Here is a 17113-nt window from a genome sequence, read left to right as displayed (position 1 = left end):
CTCTTGGCCACATCGGCGAGGCCTGGATCGGGCGCGATCGAGTGAGACCGCAGCCATGCTGCAACCAAGCTCTCGAAGGTCAGTTCGGCGCCTCGGTGGTGCTCTGCCACCGGCGCCAACCACGCTCGCATGTTGGTCTGGCTGAATTCCGTCACAGAACCGCCAATCCCTCGTCGAAGTCCTCGTGACGAGCGCTCGCAGGCATCGACCCGATTGCCACGGCATATGCGAGCTCACTGACTCCGTCCCTGACATGGACCGGCAGTTCGGAGTACCGCACGAGCGGGAAGCCGGGGTCGTCCATCCGCCACGCACGGGTCGCGACCACGTGCAGGCGCATCTCCTTGGCTCGACGCGAATCATGCCGGTACCCGGCGGCGAGCAGTCTTTCCAGCAGTGAGCCACGATCGGTGACGGAATCAAGCACACCTTCCACCAGCTCCGCCAAACTCTGGCCTCCGGGGCTCTCCTCGACCTGCAACACCGCAAGAGTCGTGGGCCCGGTCGGGCTGCCCTGCCAGAGACCGTGGATGACGACCCGGCCGACGTCCAATGATTTGGTGGTCTTCACCTCGACACTGCCATGTGGCCCCATGAAGTCGTGCCTTCGGTTCGACACCGCGCCCCACAAACTGACTGCTGGCTCCCCGCGCAGGCCGATGAGTCGCTCGAGAACGGTGACTTCCCCGAACAACCCGAGCACGGCCTCCTCTGCCATGTCCTGCGGCTCCCGGAACAGATCCTTCATGAGCCGCAGGATCCGCAGTCCGGCACTCAGAGCTGAGTCCCCTTGGTCAACCGCCACCAATGTCTCGGACACCACCCAAGCAAACGCTGCCTCGGCCGTGGGCTCCGAACACATCATGTCCACGTACTGCCCGGTCGTCCCTTGGTGCACCCACTCACGGGTGCTGATGGACACCGACCCGAATCGCTTGCTGCCTTGCAGCGCTTCCTCGGATGGGAGGAGTACGTGAACTGCCCCGTCGCGCCCCACTCCCAGCAGCGACGGCCCCTCGAACTGGGTGGCGTTGAGTTGCTCACCCTCAAGGCTCCACACTTCGGCACGCAACTGTCTCCATGCGGCCACCGCCGCCTCATCCCTGCTCATGCCGGCACCTCCATGTCCGGCTCATCGTCCTCATCATCAAAGTCGACGTCGGTGTACTCGGCCATGTAGGTCGGCTTGACCGCCACGTATCCCGCGTCGCGTCCGTCCGTCGAGCCGTCCAGCTTCGGGAAGACCAAGCCGTACCCGACCAAGTTCATGTCCTCGGGGGCCTGCATGGCGCGACGTGAGGCAACACCCGCACTCTGCTTGGGGACACTCCTCCCATCGATGGGCATCAGGATCAGCATGCCGTCTTTCACCTGGTCGGAGGCATGGCGGCGGTCCTTGGCGGACCCCTTCGATGGGGCAGTGCCATCAGGAAGATCCAGCAACCAGTCCGACTCCGAGAGGAGAGCCTTGATGTTCGCCACTCCCACCGGAGACACCTTGAGCGGAGCACGACGATGGAGTCCGATCTCCCCCAGAGAACCCAACGAGACGCGTGAGGTCGCTTGGCTGTTGGAGGGCAACACCACGTTCCAGGTCCTGTCGGCAGCAAAGTTCCTGATCCAACCGACCATCGCTGGGACGTTCATGCTCGCTTGGGCGGGATGGAGCTCGAACTGCTTGATGAAGTTGAGGACCGTGGACAGCTGGGCGTCACGGGAGATCCATCCGCGGCCCCTCGGTAGCGGCTGCCAGGAGAGCTTCTCGGTCGTCTCCTCGAGCAAGTTCCAGTTCCCCTCCAGGACGCCCCTGTCGGTCTCGTGAAGGATGAACGACTGCTCACGTTCCCCGTTGTATGAAACTTGGAGCACTTGTGCGTGCCTCATCTTCGCCGCTGTGGTGATGCTCAGACGACCGGGATGGGTGCGGACACGCACGCCAACGTCCTTGGGAGTCTTGAACGCCTTGGACATCTCATGGATCGCGACTCTCAGGTCTGCCTCCACCAAGGCCAGGAATCGGAAGTCCTGTTGAAGCGAGTCGGTCATCCAGATTCGAGGAAGCTCCTCATATCCGGGGCGGTACCCGAACCATCGGGCCATCTGGAGGAGCGTGTCGTAGGTACTGGAGGTCCGGATGAAGTAGCTGACCACCAGACCCTCAAGGGTCAGGCCTCTGGAGAGCGTTCCACCGCCGATGGCGACAACTGTGGAGTTGAGTCGGTGGCCGGCCTCGTCGCGGACCTCGTAATCCAGGCGATCGTTCGACGATCCGTTGTCCACGATGACTCGAAGGTCCCCCAGAACGAGTGGGAGTTGCTTCGCCAAGGCTGAGAAGTGCGGGGTCGGCTGTGTGGCGACTTCCAAGGCCTTGTCGTGCTCCAGTCGCCACAGGCATTCGTATTCATCCATCGCTCCTTGGCCCACTCGGTTCGCTTCGTGTGTCACCCAGGCGTCCACCGCATCCTTCATGGCGAAGTGCGGGTCGACGAAGTGTGTGGTGTGGATCAGCATCGAGCTCGGAGCCTCGTCTCCGCGCTCCCGTCTGACTGCCGTGGCGAGTGCGAACCATCTCAGGGCGTCCACCAGCGAGGGGACGATGTCAGGAACATAGGACTCCTTCTCGGAAGGGCTGACGCGAAGCGACTCCTCGTCGAGCACCGGCACCGTGCGCACCATGTCCAGCCCGTCGTCAGGATCGTCATTCTCATCCAGCTGTTCGCGACCGAAGATCCTTTCGGCCCCGAAATACTCCTTGGACCGAGGGAGCTCGACGATGAAGTCCTCCGGGTAGAAGTCCTCCTCGTCCTCGGGAGACATGAACACGTTGGCGAATGGGGTGGCTGTGTAGCCGACGTACGTACCCGAGAGAACCTCGTTCCACACCTGCCTGAGGATCTTGTTGATCGCGGTCTGCTTGTCGATCGCGGTTGAGGAGTTGGGTGTGGCTTGGTCAGCCTCGTCGTCGATGATGAGGATAGGACAGCGCTCGCGAACGTCTCGGGGGATGTCCCGCAACCACTTGTGAAGCCTCTTGAGTCGTGACCCGTTCTTCTTCACCACGGCCAACACACGATTCTGGGGCACACCGAGAATCGCCTCGCCTTTCTGGATCTGCAACCCGAAGTCATGGTCCGCGTCAGTCATCTGAATCCAAGACGAGGCACCGAGGTCCCGATCCAGGCGGCGCTGGGTCTGCTGTCTAAGATTGTTGTGCAGACCGGCGAGGACGATGACCATTTTGTAGCCCGCGTCAGCAGCCTTGGCGATCACCGCAGCATAGTTGGCGGTCTTCCCCGACTGGACGTGTCCGAGGACCAAGCCCTTCTGACGCAAGTTACTGACGTGAGGGTTGGCCAGCTGCGCCACGATCTTGGTCGAGGCCTGGTCCACACTGTCGACCACGTCCACCGGGCTGTTCTCGAGCATCTGCCGCCTCAACCGGTTCCAGCGCAGGTGGGTGTCGTTCGGCCCCGTGTACCACTGGGCGAGCTTCACCTCGTTCTGGAGGCGAAGCTTGGATACGCCCGCAGGCACATCGAGGATTGTGTGGCTCGCGGCCCGTTCCTGCAAGGTGCCAACAACTCCCGGCATGATCTCGTCGGCACCGGGAATTCGCAATTCCAAGACCCTGAGGGCCGCCTCGTGCAGAGGAATCTGCAGACTCGTCTGGAACATCTGCACCAGATCAATCAGTCTGTCGGCAATCAGCGCCTTCTCGGCCCGCTCGTCAGTCACGGCAACATCCTGGCAAGTGATCCTGACAATTTGCGTCAGGGTCCGAGATTCGCCGTGACGCGTCCCACCATTTCCATCAAGGGCTCATGCTCCCAGCACCTCACCACCGTCCAGCCCGCCAACTCCAGCAGGTCCGTCGTCTCGCGGTCACGAGCCGAGTTGGCCGCCAATTTCGCCTGCCACCAATCCGGGTTGGCTTTCGGTGGGACACAGTGGAGGGGGCAGCCGTGCCAGAAGCAGCCGTCCACGAACACAGCCACCCTCTTGCGGGTGAAGGCGATGTCGATCGTGCGCTGAGGTCGCCCCGGCACGGGGTGGCCCACCCTGAACCTGAGACCCAGCCGGTGCAGCTCGCGGCGCAGTGCTAGTTCGGGCGACGTGCCCGCCCGCTTCTGCGAGGACATGCGCCGACGCACCCCCTCGCTCGGTGGGATCAGGTCTGCCGGCACCTCATGATCTTCTCAACGATCTCGGCGATCTGGAAGGCCAGGTAGGGCGGGACAGCATTACCGACTTGGTGGTACTGGGCAGTGCGGTTGCCCATGAAGAAGTAGTCGTCCGGGAATGTCTGCAAGCGGGCGGCCTCACGCACGGTGAGGCTCCTCATCTGTTCCGGGTCCGGGTGGATGAAGTGGTGACCGTCCTTCGCGATGTGGCTCACGATGGTCCCGCTGGGTCGTCCTCCGAAGACGACCTTGAACCGGTCCGCGAAGGGTCGGGATGCGGCGCCGACATTCCTGTGGTGGGGAAGGAGGTGCCCCGGTAGGTCATGGACACTCGGAGCCTCCCCCCTCGTCCTGGCCAGCTCAGCCATGTACGCGTACCTCTGCAGATCCATGGCCATGTGCGATCGGGGTTCGTGCTGACGAACACCCTCGAGCCCCGGACGCCTGAGCCAAGCGGCCAACTCCCGGTCCTCCGATATCGCGCCACCAGTCATGTAGGTCGTCGCCAACGGCGGAACCGGAGCAGCGCGGCTAGTGCGTCGAGCCAACTTCCATCCGATTTCCCGAGCCGTTTTCCAACCTTCCTCGGAGTCCATCCGGCTCACCGTCGAGCGCGCTGGCGGAAGTGTCAGGACCACGTCAGCCGACACCTCTCTCGCCCGGGGCTGCAATCGGAGACGATCCACGTCATCCACGTGGATGTCGTGGCGCACGCCGAGAAGGATCACGCGGTGTCGACGCTGTGGGATCCCAAATGACTCTGAGCGGATGACGAAGTCAGAAGGTGCGGGGGCGAGGGAATCAACCACCATGGAGTGAATCGCGTAGGTGCCATCCATGCTCAGGTCACTGAAGATCCTGTCGAACATGGAATACCCCGAGTGCGTAGCGGAAAGCAGGCCTTTGACGTTCTCCATCACGAAGACGGCGGGCTGGTGCTCCTCGAGGATGTGCAGATACTCCCGGAACAGGAAGTGCTTCTCGTCGTCGGCGAAAGTTGCGTCATTGGCCCTGCGCGATCGTCCAGCGAGTGAGTACGCCTGACACGGTGGGCCGCCGATCAGCACGAAGTCACGTCGACCGCCGAGCGCGGCCCTGATGATGGCGTCAGACTCCCCCCGGGTGTCCTCGCCGAGCTTGACCTGGTGGACGACCTCATCCGAGGCAAGCCACGCCGCCTTCCACTCGCGCTGCGACAGGAGGCTCTCGACGGGCTCATCCGAGTTGAGGAACCGCAGGTAGCGCTCGGGCAGGTCACCGCCTTGGCCGAGCGCCCGAACCGCGTGGCGCAAGCGCAGAGTGGCGATGGCGTTGGACTCCATTTCGAAGGAGCCGAGTACGTCGAAGGCGGGTGTCCCTTGAGGACTCATGGCCCGGGAGAATCCCTCATTGAGGCCCCCCGGACCCGCGAAGACGTCAATGACGGGAAAACTGTTCATGGTCGAGCCAGGATACCAGGCGCCCCTGACACAAGTTCACACCTGACGAGCGATGGCAGCCGGCTCGTGCCACGACGCCCAGCATGAGCCACCACTCTGAAGCTGCCAAGCCGCACGGGCCATCATTCCGACCCGAGCACGGCCAGTGCGCAGCTGGATCTGATCGGAGCGACGGCGGGTGTGAGTGGCGGCAAGCCCACGAAGCCCTGCCTGCTCAGCGGTCGCGCGCACGCCTTGGCTGCGCCCAGTAAGGTCGCCTCGTCGTTCCGGTGCGGCGCGGGCCGCCTCGTGGAGTCACCGGATGTGCCTCGGTCCCACTGCCTCTCTGTTGGAGCCTTCACAGATCCGCTCTCCGTCGCCATCGAGCTCAGCTTCATGAATTCGGCAGGGAGAGGGAACGTGGAGTGGATCTGCTTGGTTCGGTCCACCATCCGTCCACCCCCGACCTTGGACCTCGTGTGTGCAATCGGCACGCTGATCCGTCTGTCTCCCACAAGGGTGAGAAACCTATCGCGATCACCTATCTCCTGGATCGCGGAATGCCCGTGGATGTGTTCCGCGAGGCATCAGTCACTGCATCTTGAGAGTCGTGTCCTTCACACATTCTCACGGTGGAGCGTTGGCCCAATTTCCACCCCCGATTGCGGGCAGCTATCGTTTGCCGTGCCTCCCCTCATCGCATTCGCCCCGAATGGACTCCCCCACATGCGCCCCCTCGCAGGCCTCCTGACCTCCGCACTGCTCAGCCTCGCCCTCCTGGCCCAACCACTCCCCGCCGCCGCAACCACTGTCAGCGTCCCTGACATCGAATTGCGCACCTGTGTCAATGACACTCTCGGGCAGGCCGCGAACGCACCCATCACCGACGCACAGATGCGTACCCTCACCACCCTCGACTGCTTCGGCGCCTTTTCCAACATCACCGGACTGCAGTACGCCACCAACCTGGTCACTCTCGACCTGGCATTGGGCGACCTCTCGGGCTCGCTCACGGTGCCGAAACAGTGGACAAAACTGAAGTCGCTCAGCATGTGGGGCAACCGGCTCACCCAAGTGACCATCCCCGGCACACTCACCAGCCTGCTTGAGATCGACCTGTCGTCCAATGACCTCACCTCCTTCACCCTGCCCAACACCTTGGTGCAGGTGCAGCAGATCGACGTGTCGGGCAACCACATCGGCAGCCTGCACCAACTCAGCTGGCTGCCCACCCAGACCAGGGTGTGGGCCTTCGACCAGGTCGTCGAACTGCCCGCCTGGACCACTGGTACCGCGTACCCCCTGGTCAGTCGCCGCCGCGATGGCAGCAACACTGCACTCAGCCTCCCAGCCGGTGTCATCCGCACCTCGTCCGGTCTGGTGTACGCGAAGGCCGGCAGCTACTCGATCAGCTTCAACGGCGACGACGAGACCCACTGGACCACCAGTTTCGACGGACGGTTCGTGCAGCGGGTGACCACCACGTCGACCACCGCACCCAGCGGCGCCAAGGGTGACCACACGGGCGATCGGATCGCCGACGTCTACGCCGTGGACTCCTCCGGCGCCCTGCAGTTCTACCGTGGCAGCACCTCGTCCGGTTTGACCTTGGTCGGCTCCCGCGGGAGCGGGTGGTCGGGCATGAGTTACCTCACGCAGGTCGGCGACATCTCGGGCGACGGATGGTCCGACCTGATCGCCCGACGCCGCAGCGACAACTCCCTGTGGCTCTACAAGGCGGGGGCGGGTGGCCACGTCTCCGGAGCCGTGCAGATCGGACGGAACTGGGGAGGCATCGACCAGATCGTCCCCGTCGCGAACCTCGCCGGCACCGCCACCCAGTACGTGGTCGGACGACAGGCCTCCACGGGAGCCCTCTACCGCTACACGCTCACCCCGACGGGGCTGACCGGCACCACCCAGATCGGACGCAACTGGAACGGCATGCGCCAGATCATCGGACTGGGCGACTTCACAGGAGACGGACGAGCCGATGTGCTTGCCATCCGCACCGATGGCACCCTGTGGGCCTACCAGGGCACCACGCAGGCCACCATCGGTGCGGGCAAGCAGGTCGGACGAGGGTGGGCCGGCTTCCGGCAGGCCTTCTCGGCCGGAGACATCTCCGGCGACGGGCGTCCTGACCTGTTCGGCCAACGCGACGACGGCGCGGTCTACGTCTACAACAACCTGACGGGCTCCTGGTCGTATCCCCGCCGTGTCATGACCGGCACCCAGACCATGGCACTGTTGGCCTGATCATGGCCAGGCTCTTGTCTGCGCGATGGCCAGGTGCTCGTCGATGACGGCACCGGTCCGGTCATTCGTTGAGGTCGAGCCTCACTCGTGCGCCTCATGCGGTGAGCCGACCTTCTTGCTCTCCGACGATCCCCGCTCTCGCAGGAAGATGGCGAACACCGTCATCGAGGTGACCGCCAGGAACTCGGACTGCCAGTTCTGCAGGCTGCGGTCCCAGAAGTCAGGTTCACTCACGTACTTCAGCCACGTCCACGACGGGAGCCCGGCCTCCTCACGCTGGGCGTTGTAGGCAGCATGCCCAGCCACCGACTGGGCGAACCACGAGCCCAGGAACAACAGGCCCATCAACAGCCCCAGGGAATGGGAGTACAACGACAGGCGCCATCCGGCCGCACGCGCCCATCGGGGCGAGTCGGGGCCGGCGAATCGACCCACCTTCTGTTCCTCGTCTGACTCGAGACCCTCGTCCCCGGGCTTCTTCGACTCCGATGACCCCTTCTGAACCAGCCAGACGGTGAGCATGATCAGCAGGAAGAACTGCAGGTACTCGCTCTGCCAGTTCTCGGCCACGTCCGCGGCGAAGTCCGGGCCCTTCAGGTACGTGCCCAGCGGCACCGTGGGACTGCCGCCCATCATCTGCTCCTGGTTGAAGGCGGCATGCCCCACCAGGGCCTGCCCGACCAGCGTCGCCAGGAAGAGCACGAAGAAGAACAGGGTCAGCCCGTGGTTGCGCAGCCTCTTCACGACACCAGTCCGATCACGATCATCACGGCCAACGAGACCACGACGAACCCGAGCACCACGCCGAACAACACCTTCACGCTGAACTCCTGCACTGTCCCTGGTTGAGCTGCCAGTCGATTGGGCGGCCAGTCGATGAGGCCACCTGTCGGGGGGCCAACAGTCGATCCTGCCGGGACGAGACTATGCCCGGCCTCACCCCCAAGGAGGGAAGATCACCCCATCGCGGCACCCCGCCCGGACCCGATCTAGTGTCGAAGGAACCGCCAGCTCGGCGGCCGGCCGCCCCGACGGCCCATCAAGCCCCGACGGCCCATCAAGCCCCGACGACCCATCAAGCCCCGACGGCCCATCACGCTTTTTCAGGAGACAGACATGCGAGCACTCACGTGGCAGTCACCGGCCACCGTCGCCGTCATCGACGTGCCTCGACCCGCCCTCGTCCACCCCACCGATGCGATCGTCCGTGTCACCTCGACCGCCATCTGCGGGTCCGACCTGCACCTCTACGACGCGCTCGGCCCAGCCATGCGGAACGGTGACGTGCTCGGTCACGAGTTCATGGGCGTGATCGAAGAGGTCGGCTCCGAGGTCACCCGGCTCAAGGTCGGCGACCGGGTGGTCGTCCCCTTCAACATCTCGTGCGGGCACTGCTGGATGTGCGATCGCGGCTTCTACAGCCAGTGCGAGACCACCCAGAACACCGACCAGGGCACGGGGGCGTCCCTGTTCGGCTACAGCACCCTGTACGGCGAGGTGCCGGGCGGCCAGGCCGAGTTCGTCCGGGTGCCACACGCCGACTTCGGACCGGTGCTCGTACCCGAGGGTTTCGCCGACGAGCGGGCCCTGTACCTGTCCGACATCCTGCCGACCGCCTGGCAGGGAGTGACCTGGGCCGATGTTCCCCAGGACGGCTCGATCGCGATCATCGGCGCCGGGCCCGTCGGCCAACTCGCGACCCGGGTGGCGCGCCACCAGCGGCGGGCGTCCCGGATCATCGTCGTCGACCTGGTCGACGAACGCCTCGCCGTGGCCCGCGAGTGGGGGGCCGAGACCATCGACCTGCGTGAGGTCGACTCCGTGGGCGACGCCGTGCGCGACCTGACCGACGGCCGCGGTGCCGACTCGGTGCTCGATGCCGTCGGCATGGAGGCCCACGGCAACCCGGTCACCGCCGCCATGATCGCCGCCGTCAACCACCTGCCGGGGCCGATGGGTCGTCCGTTGCTGAAGCGCGCGGGGATGGACCGCACGGCAGCCCTGCTCAGTGCCATCGATGCCGTGCGCCGATCCGGAACGGTGTCGATCAGTGGCGTCTACGGGGGCAACCGCGACGTGCTTCCCCTGTTCGACATGTTCGACAAGGGACTCACCGTGCGCATGGGCCAGTGCCACGTCCGCCAATGGACCGACGAACTCAGCGCCATCCTCTTCCAGGACGAGGACGTGCTGGGGGTGGAGACGTTGGCCACGCACCACCTCGGACTCTCCGAGGCCCCCGCCGCCTACGAACTGTTCCGCAGCAAGCAGGACGGCTGCATCAAGGTGGTGCTCGACCCGACCCGCTGAACGGAAGAAGGGCGCGACCCCCGCGGGGGTCGCGCCCTTCTGTCGTCAGTGAGCCAGAGCCGTGCTCAGGCCTGGCCGTCCATCGCCAACTCGGCGGTGTCGGGCACCACGGACTTCTGGTTCCCGGTGAAGGTGAAGGGCAGTTCCGCTCCCTCGGGAGCGACGTCGACCACCACCACCTCGCCGGCCTTGAGCTCGCCGAACAGGATCTTCTCGGCGAGGATGTCCTCGATGTCGCGCTGCAGCGCACGGCGCAGCGGACGAGCACCCAGCACCGGGTCGAAACCGCGCTTGGCGATCAACGACTTGGCAGCGGGGGTGAGCTCGATGCCCATGTCCTTGTCCTTCAGGCGGCCCTCGATCTGGGCGACCATCAGGTCGACGATCCGCTCGATGTCCTCCTGCGTCAGCTGGTGGAACACGACGATCTCGTCGACACGGTTGAGGAACTCGGGACGGAAGTGCTGCTTCAGCTCGTCGGCAACCTTCGCCTTCATCCGCTCGTAGCTCGTCGCCTCGTCACCGGAGCGGCTGAAGCCCAGGTTCACCGACTTCGAGATGTCGCGCGACCCCAGGTTCGTGGTCATCACGATCACCGTGTTCTTGAAGTCGACCACCCGGCCCTGCGCGTCGGTGAGACGACCCTCGTCGAGGATCTGCAACAGCGAGTTGAAGATGTCGGGGTGGGCCTTCTCGATCTCGTCGAACAGCACCACTGAGAACGGCTTGCGCCGCACCTTCTCGGTCAGCTGTCCACCCTCTTCGTAGCCCACGTACCCGGGCGGCGACCCGAACATGCGCGAAGCGGTGTGCTTCTCGGAGTACTCCGACATGTCCAGGGTGATCAGGGCGTCCTCGTCGCCGAACAGGAACTCGGTGAGCGCCTTGGTCAGCTCGGTCTTGCCGACGCCCGAGGGGCCGGCGAAGATGAACGAACCGGAGGGACGCTTCGGGTCCTTCAGCCCGGCACGGGTGCGACGGATCGAACGCGAGAGCGCCTTCACCGCGTCGTGCTGGCCGATGTAGCGCTTGCCCAGCTCCTCCTCCATGTGGAGCAGTCGAGCCGACTCCTCCTCGGTGAGCTTGAACACCGGGATGCCGGTGGCGCTGGAGAGCACCTCGGCGATCTCCTCCTCACCGACCTCGGCCGGAACCGAGTCGTCACCCGCGCGCCATTCCTCCTCGGCCTTCTCGCGCTGGCTGAGCAGTTTCTGCTCGTCGTCCCGCAGCGAGGCGGCGCGCTCGAAGTCCTGGGCGTCGATGGCGGCTTCCTTCTCGAGCCGCACGGCAGCGATCTTGTCGTCGAACTCGCGCAGGTCCGGCGGGGCCGTCATGCGCTTGATGCGCAACCGGGCACCGGCCTCGTCGATCAGGTCGATCGCCTTGTCGGGCAGGAAGCGGTCCTGGATGTAGCGGTCGGCCAGGTTGGACGCCGCGGCCAGGGCCTCGTCGGTGATGGTGATGCGGTGGTGGGCCTCGTACCGGTCGCGCAGACCCTTGAGGATGTCGATGGTCATCGCGATCGACGGCTCGGCCACCTGGATCGGCTGGAAGCGGCGCTCCAGCGCGGCGTCCTTCTCGATGTTCTTGCGGTACTCGTCGAGAGTGGTCGCGCCGATCGTCTGCAGCTCACCGCGCGCCAGCATGGGCTTGAGGATGCTCGCCGCGTCGATGGCGCCCTCGGCGGCACCCGCACCCACCAGGGTGTGGATCTCGTCGATGAACAGCATGATGTCGCCGCGGGTCTTGATCTCCTTCAGCACCTTCTTGAGGCGTTCCTCGAAGTCACCGCGGTACCGGGAACCGGCCACCAGCGCACCGAGGTCGAGGGTGTAGATCTGCTTGTCCCGCAGCGTCTCGGGCACGTCACCACGGACGATGGCCTGGCTCAGGCCCTCGACCACGGCGGTCTTGCCCACGCCGGGCTCACCGATCAGCACCGGGTTGTTCTTGGTGCGACGGCTGAGCACGGTCATGACGCGCTCGATCTCCTTCTCGCGTCCGATCACCGGGTCGAGCTTGCCCTCGCGGGCGGCCTGGGTGAGGTTGCGGCCGAACTGGTCGAGCACGGTGCCCGAGGTCGGCGAGGGTCCGGTCTCCGGCGCACCCGAGGTGGCGGACTCCTTGCCCTGGTAGCCGCTCAGCAACTGCAGCACCGTGTTGCGCACCCGGTTCTGCTCGGCACCCAACTTGATCAACACCTGCGCCGCGACGCCCTCGCCCTCACGAACCAGCCCGAGCAGGATGTGCTCGGTGCCGATGTAGGAGTGGTTCATCTGCAGGGCCTCGCGCAGCGACAGCTCCAGCACCTTCTTGGCGCGCGGGGTGAACGGGATGTGGGCGGTGGGGGCGGTCTGCCCCGGGCCGATCATCTCCTCCACCTGCTCCCGCACGGCCTCGAGCGAGATGTCCATCTGGTCGAGCGCCTTGGCCGCGACCCCGTCGCCCTCGTGGATGAGGCCGAGCAGGATGTGCTCGGTGCCGATGTAGTTGTGGTTGAGCAACTTGGCTTCGTCCTGCGCCAGCACAATCACGCGCCGCGCACGGTCAGTGAATCGCTCGAACATGAATCTCCTTCGTTGGTGAATCCACCAGTGGACCCAGTCTAGTGAGCGCCCACGTCACTCCCCAGCTTCCATCATCCGCTGAGAGCACAACGAGGGCAACGACATTGCGCACCGGCTTGTGAGCCCGGCAATCGACCGCGACCCGGCCCGACTAGGGTGGACCCGTGACCGACGCCGATCCGACCGCTCGAGGTGACGGATTGCGCCCCCTGCTGGTGATCGTGGGGCTGGTGGTCGGCCTGCTGGTCGTGGTCGGGTTCGCCTCGACCAGCAGCCTCGGACGACTCGGTGAGATCCTGCCCGCGGCGCCGATCAGCATCACGCTCCCCACCCAGACACCGCAGACCCGACCGACGGTGTCGTCCTCACCGTTCCAGATGCCCGACCAGGGCCCACCGGTCCAGCTGCCCGAGTGGGCCCGCAATGCCATCCCCTTCCTGATCGCAGCCGCCGCGCTGGTGGCCATCGCGATCCTGGTGCGGTTGGTCGCGGGCAATCTTCGGGGCAAGGCCCTGCACAAGGCTGGCGGGGTCCACACCAGCGGGGTGGCGATCCCCGAACTGGACGCCGACCAGGTGGCCAGCGAATTCGACGAGGCGCTCGACCAGCTGCGCTCGGGTGTCGGGGTGGACGATGCCATTCTCGAGTGCTGGCGAAGGCTCGAACGGGTGGCGGCCCGCCAAGGGGTGGAACGGCGTCCCGAACAGACGGCGGGAGAGTTCGTCACCGACTTGTTGGCCGGCACCACGGCACCCGCCGACGCCCTGGACGAACTGGCCCGCCTCTACCGGCTGGCCATGTTCTCGACCCATCCCCGCACCGAGCACGACCGTGCCCGGGCCATCGCCTGCCTCGACCGACTCAGCCACGCCCTGCGCCCCACTCCCCAACCCATCGAGCCGGTGGTGACCCCGTGACCGGCGCCTTCGAGGGACTCGTCACCCACGTCGTGGTGGCGCTGCTGGGCGTCGGACTGCTGATCGCCGCCAGCCCCTTGATGGGGCTTCGCCTCGAAGTGCTGCCCTGGCTGGTGATCGCGCTGGTCGGTGGGGTCGGTGCCTGGTTGTTGCGGCGGGGATGGGACCCGGCACCGCATCCCACCTGGGTGGAACACCAGGCCGAGGTCGGCACGGCTCGTCCGCAGGCCGACCTACGCACCTCACGCCTGGCCGACGCCATCAGCTCGGCCCAACCGGGGCGTGCGTTCACCACCCGCACCCTGGTCGGGGCCCTGCACGAGGTGACCGCCCAGCGACTCGTCCGCAAGCACGGGGCCGATCCCGAACACCCCTTCGATGATGTCGAGGGCCTGCTCAGCCCCGCCCTGCTCGCCTACCTGGCCACCGCCGACGACGACCACAGCCCCACGGTCACCCGCGCGACGGTGCACCGATTCCTGAAGGAGATCTCCGAACTGTGAACACGATGCCTGTGAACGAGGCCACCGAGGCCGCCCACCGGGTGCTCGACCAGGTCGAGCGCGCCGTCGTCGGCAAGCGGGCCCAGCTGACGCAAGTGCTCGCCGGGGTTCTGGCCGGCGGCCACGTTCTGCTCGAGGACCTGCCCGGGCTGGGCAAGACGCTGGCTGCACGCACGCTCTCACAGGCGCTGGGGCTGAGGTTCACCCGCGCCCAGTTCACCCCCGACCTGCTGCCCAGCGACCTGACGGGGTCGTACCTGTTCAACCAGAACACGGGCGAGTTCACCTTCCGCGAGGGACCGATCTTCACCGGCCTGCTCCTGGCCGACGAGATCAACCGCACCCCTCCCAAGACCCAGTCGGCGTTGCTCGAGGCGATGCAGGAACACCAGGTCACCGTCGAGGGCCACACCTTCGGCCTGCCTCGTCCGTTCCACGTGCTGGCCACCGCCAACCCCATCGAGCACGAGGGCACCTATCCCCTGCCCGAGGCCCAACTCGACCGCTTCCTGCTGCGGCTGAGCTTCGGCCACCCCACCGTCGACCAGGAGTGGGAGGTCGTGCAGCGACGGATCGCCCGCCGCACCGAGGACCAGCACGTCGACGCCGTGCTCGACGCCGAAGGACTGCTGGCCGTGCAGGCGACCGTCGAAGGGGTGCACGTCGCGGAATCAGTGGGGCGGTACGCCGTCGCCCTTGCCTCGGCCACCCGTCACCACGCCTCGGCGCTGGTGGGCGCCTCGCCCCGTGGTTCGCTGGCACTCGTCACGGTCGCCCGCGCCATGGCCCTGCTCGACGGACGCGACTTCGTCATTCCCGAGGACGTGAAGGCACTCGCCATCCCGGCCCTGGCCCACCGGGTGAGCGTGCGTCCCGAGTTGTGGCTCAACAACGTCACCTCCGAGGCGATCGTCGGCTCCGTGGTCGAGCAGGTGCCGGTGCCGGACGCCTCCGACGTGCGGCCGTCGGGCCGCTGACGAACCGACGACCACCATGTCCCCGCCCAGCAGTCCTGCCAGTTCCCCAGGGGGAGGCTCCCCCCCGACCGCGTTCGACCCCACCAGTGCCTTCGCCCGCTCCACGGGCCTCTCGCTGCTGGTGCTGCTGCTGGCTGCCGCCCTGGCCCGTCCCGACCTGGCCCTGCTCGCGGTACCCCTGGTGGTGCACGCAGCCTGGGGCTGGTGGAGGCGACCGGACCCCTCCCTGCCCGACCCGACCGTCGTGACCGTCCCGCAACGAGTCGGCATCACCGAGGGTGAGGTCGTCGACCTGGGGTTGCACGTGCCCGACCTGCCCGCACACCACTGGCTGAGCGCCCAGTGGACGGGGCTCGTGCAGACCACCTGGGACCCGCCGCTGGGTGCGGTCGTCGACTCGGCACCGGACGGAACAGTGACCGTCGGTCTCGAGCCCGCCCGCTGGGGGCGGTACGAGACGGGACACCCGGGGTTGCAGGTGGTGGACTCATCGGGAAGTTGGCGGGCCGAGCTTCGTCCGGCCTCGTCGCTGGTGACCGTACGGCCGCTGGCGGCGACCCTGCACGGTGCGAGCGGGGTCGCTCGTCCGATCGGGTTGACGGGGGCGCACACGTCATCGGTGCGAGGGGACGGCACCCAACTGGCCGACATCCGCGAGTACCGCACCGGCGACCGGCTGCGGCGCATCAACTGGCGGGTGACCTCACGCACCCAGCGCCTGCACGTCACCTCCACGTTCACCGAACGTGACACCGACGTGCTGGTGGTCACCGACACCCTGCGCGACCTGCCCGACCCGCATCAGACCTCCACCAGCCTCGACGCCACCGTGCGAGCCGTGGCAGCCATCAGCCAGCACTACATCGGTTTCGGCGACCGGGTGGCGGTGCACGACCTCGGACGCCGCCTCGGACACGTGCGCGCCGCGACCGGACCACGACAGATGAGACTCATCCTCGAGGTGTTGTCGCGTACCGTCCGCGAACTGCCTGACCACGTCGCCCTGCGACCGGTCGCCTCGGTGCGCTCGGGGACGCTCGTCTTCTTCTGCTCACCCCTGCTCGACGACCGGATCATCGACCAGTTGGTACGGCTGCGTCAGCTCGGGGGCGAGGTGATCGCCGTCGACACCATGCCGGCTGCCCTGGGCACCATCGAGACGCTGCGTGGCAGCCGCAACCGTGCCTTCCTGGACGAGGCCTGGGTGCTCCGGCGGCTGCAGCGAGACGAGGTGCTGGCCGGTGTCGAGCGGCTCGGCATCCCCGTCACCGCCTGGCGTGGACCCACCAGCCTCGGTTCGGTGTTGTTGGCCATGGAGGCCGCACGCAGCGCCCCCCGTCGGACGGTCGGACGATGAGGGGCCTCGCCGAGTGGATCGCCGAGCAACTGCTGAGGGCGGCGCGCACCTCACCCCTGCAGTGGACGCTGCGCGGGCTGGTGCTGCTCAGCGGGCTGGCGGCGCTGCTGCTGTCGTGGCAGTGGCTGCACGTGTTCTTCGGGCCGGCCCTGTTCGTGATCGGGGCGCTCGTGCTGGTGGCCGCCACGCTGTTCCCCGATTCGCCGGCACCGGCCGCCCTCCTGGTGGTCGTGGTCGGGTGGTGGCTGATGGGTGGCTTTGACGCTCCGTTGTGGCAGGCAGCGGTGGTGGCCGTCGCGATCGCCGTGCTCCACCAGGCTGCGGCATGGGCCGCGCTGGGTCCGAGCCACGGCGTGGGACGAGCGCGGCTGGCCCGGCCGATGGCCCGGACCGCCGTCGGTTACCTGGTGGCCGTGGTCGTCGGTCTCGGCCTCGTGCTGGCCGTGGTCGCGGTGCCCGAGTCCGCTGTGCCACGCGGCTGGGTGTGGCTGGTGATCACCGTGGTGGCCGTGGCCGTGATCAGCAGTCGCCTGTTGCCCGGCCGTCGGGAATGACCACAAAGGCCCCCACACACAGGAATCGGGGCACCCGACTCCCGTCGAATGCCCCGAAACCCTGTTTCGA

At 66.4% G+C, this 17113-nt stretch carries 13 protein-coding genes; 7 read left to right on the top strand and 6 right to left on the bottom strand.

Translation table 11 applies throughout. The annotated features are described in order from the left end of the window. Window positions 1-151 precede the first annotated feature (151 nt). Genes QQZ11_RS06680 through QQZ11_RS06665 form a run of 4 tightly spaced genes read right to left on the bottom strand, consistent with a single transcriptional unit; the run spans window position 152 to window position 5620 of the window. The gene (locus QQZ11_RS06680) at window positions 152-1111 is read right to left on the bottom strand and encodes a PD-(D/E)XK motif protein (protein ID WP_284549431.1); all 960 of its coding nucleotides are present in this window, start codon (window positions 1109-1111) and stop codon (window positions 152-154) included. Further along, window positions 1108-3735, bottom strand: a complete 2628-nt coding sequence (locus QQZ11_RS06675; protein ID WP_284549429.1) for a Z1 domain-containing protein — start codon at window positions 3733-3735, stop codon at window positions 1108-1110. Before QQZ11_RS06675 ends, QQZ11_RS06680 begins: the two co-directional genes overlap by 4 nt. Window positions 3736-3770: 35 nt before the next feature. Next, window positions 3771-4151, bottom strand: coding sequence for a very short patch repair endonuclease (locus QQZ11_RS06670; RefSeq protein WP_284550187.1), 381 nt, complete (start codon window positions 4149-4151; stop codon window positions 3771-3773). Between the two features lie 17 nt (window positions 4152-4168). Further along, on the bottom strand, window positions 4169-5620 hold the full coding sequence (locus QQZ11_RS06665; RefSeq protein ID WP_284549425.1) for a DNA cytosine methyltransferase: 1452 nt from the start codon (window positions 5618-5620) through the stop codon (window positions 4169-4171). A gap of 705 nt (window positions 5621-6325) precedes the next feature. Here QQZ11_RS06665 and QQZ11_RS06660 point away from each other — a divergent pair. Continuing rightward, window positions 6326-7858 carry an FG-GAP-like repeat-containing protein gene (locus QQZ11_RS06660; RefSeq protein WP_284549423.1) on the top strand — a complete coding sequence of 511 codons (1533 nt, stop codon included), beginning with the start codon at window positions 6326-6328 and terminating at the stop codon, window positions 7856-7858. A gap of 81 nt (window positions 7859-7939) precedes the next feature. Here the strand turns inward: QQZ11_RS06660 and QQZ11_RS06655 are convergent, their stop codons facing one another. Next, the gene (locus tag QQZ11_RS06655; RefSeq protein WP_284549421.1) at window positions 7940-8602 is read right to left on the bottom strand and encodes a DUF6766 family protein; all 663 of its coding nucleotides are present in this window, start codon (window positions 8600-8602) and stop codon (window positions 7940-7942) included. A 372-nt stretch (window positions 8603-8974) separates the two neighbouring features. On the opposite strand from QQZ11_RS06655, the gene QQZ11_RS06650 reads away from it, so the two are divergent. Continuing rightward, window positions 8975-10168: a zinc-dependent alcohol dehydrogenase gene (locus QQZ11_RS06650; RefSeq protein ID WP_284549419.1), complete on the top strand. Its 1194-nt coding sequence runs from the start codon at window positions 8975-8977 to the stop codon at window positions 10166-10168. Window positions 10169-10233: 65 nt separating this feature from the next. Here QQZ11_RS06650 and QQZ11_RS06645 read toward each other — a convergent pair whose 3' ends face one another. Continuing rightward, on the bottom strand, window positions 10234-12735 hold the full coding sequence (locus QQZ11_RS06645; protein WP_022911183.1) for an ATP-dependent Clp protease ATP-binding subunit: 2502 nt from the start codon (window positions 12733-12735) through the stop codon (window positions 10234-10236). A 164-nt stretch (window positions 12736-12899) separates the two neighbouring features. Between QQZ11_RS06645 and QQZ11_RS06640 the strand changes: the two genes are divergently transcribed. From QQZ11_RS06640 to QQZ11_RS06620, 5 genes are read left to right on the top strand one after another with little or no spacing between them, the layout of a single operon-like run. Next, window positions 12900-13652 (top strand): DUF4129 domain-containing protein, encoded by a 753-nt coding sequence (locus QQZ11_RS06640; protein WP_284549418.1) that lies wholly within the window; start codon window positions 12900-12902, stop codon window positions 13650-13652. Then, a complete protein-coding gene (locus tag QQZ11_RS06635; protein WP_284549417.1) occupies window positions 13649-14155 on the top strand; it encodes a hypothetical protein in 507 nt (168 codons plus the stop codon). Before QQZ11_RS06640 ends, QQZ11_RS06635 begins: the two co-directional genes overlap by 4 nt. 5 nt (window positions 14156-14160) lie before the next feature. Next, window positions 14161-15132: an AAA family ATPase gene (locus QQZ11_RS06630; protein WP_284549416.1), complete on the top strand. Its 972-nt coding sequence runs from the start codon at window positions 14161-14163 to the stop codon at window positions 15130-15132. Between the two features lie 16 nt (window positions 15133-15148). Continuing rightward, window positions 15149-16489 (top strand): DUF58 domain-containing protein, encoded by a 1341-nt coding sequence (locus tag QQZ11_RS06625; protein ID WP_284549414.1) that lies wholly within the window; start codon window positions 15149-15151, stop codon window positions 16487-16489. Next, the gene (locus tag QQZ11_RS06620; RefSeq protein WP_284549412.1) at window positions 16486-17043 is read left to right on the top strand and encodes a hypothetical protein; all 558 of its coding nucleotides are present in this window, start codon (window positions 16486-16488) and stop codon (window positions 17041-17043) included. Before QQZ11_RS06625 ends, QQZ11_RS06620 begins: the two co-directional genes overlap by 4 nt. Window positions 17044-17113 lie beyond the last annotated feature (70 nt).

It is taken from the genome of Aestuariimicrobium sp. T2.26MG-19.2B, from assembly GCF_950101875.1.
Classification (GTDB): Bacteria; Actinomycetota; Actinomycetes; order Propionibacteriales; family Propionibacteriaceae; genus Aestuariimicrobium; species Aestuariimicrobium kwangyangense.
This window is presented reverse-complemented; position numbering and strand designations above follow the sequence as displayed.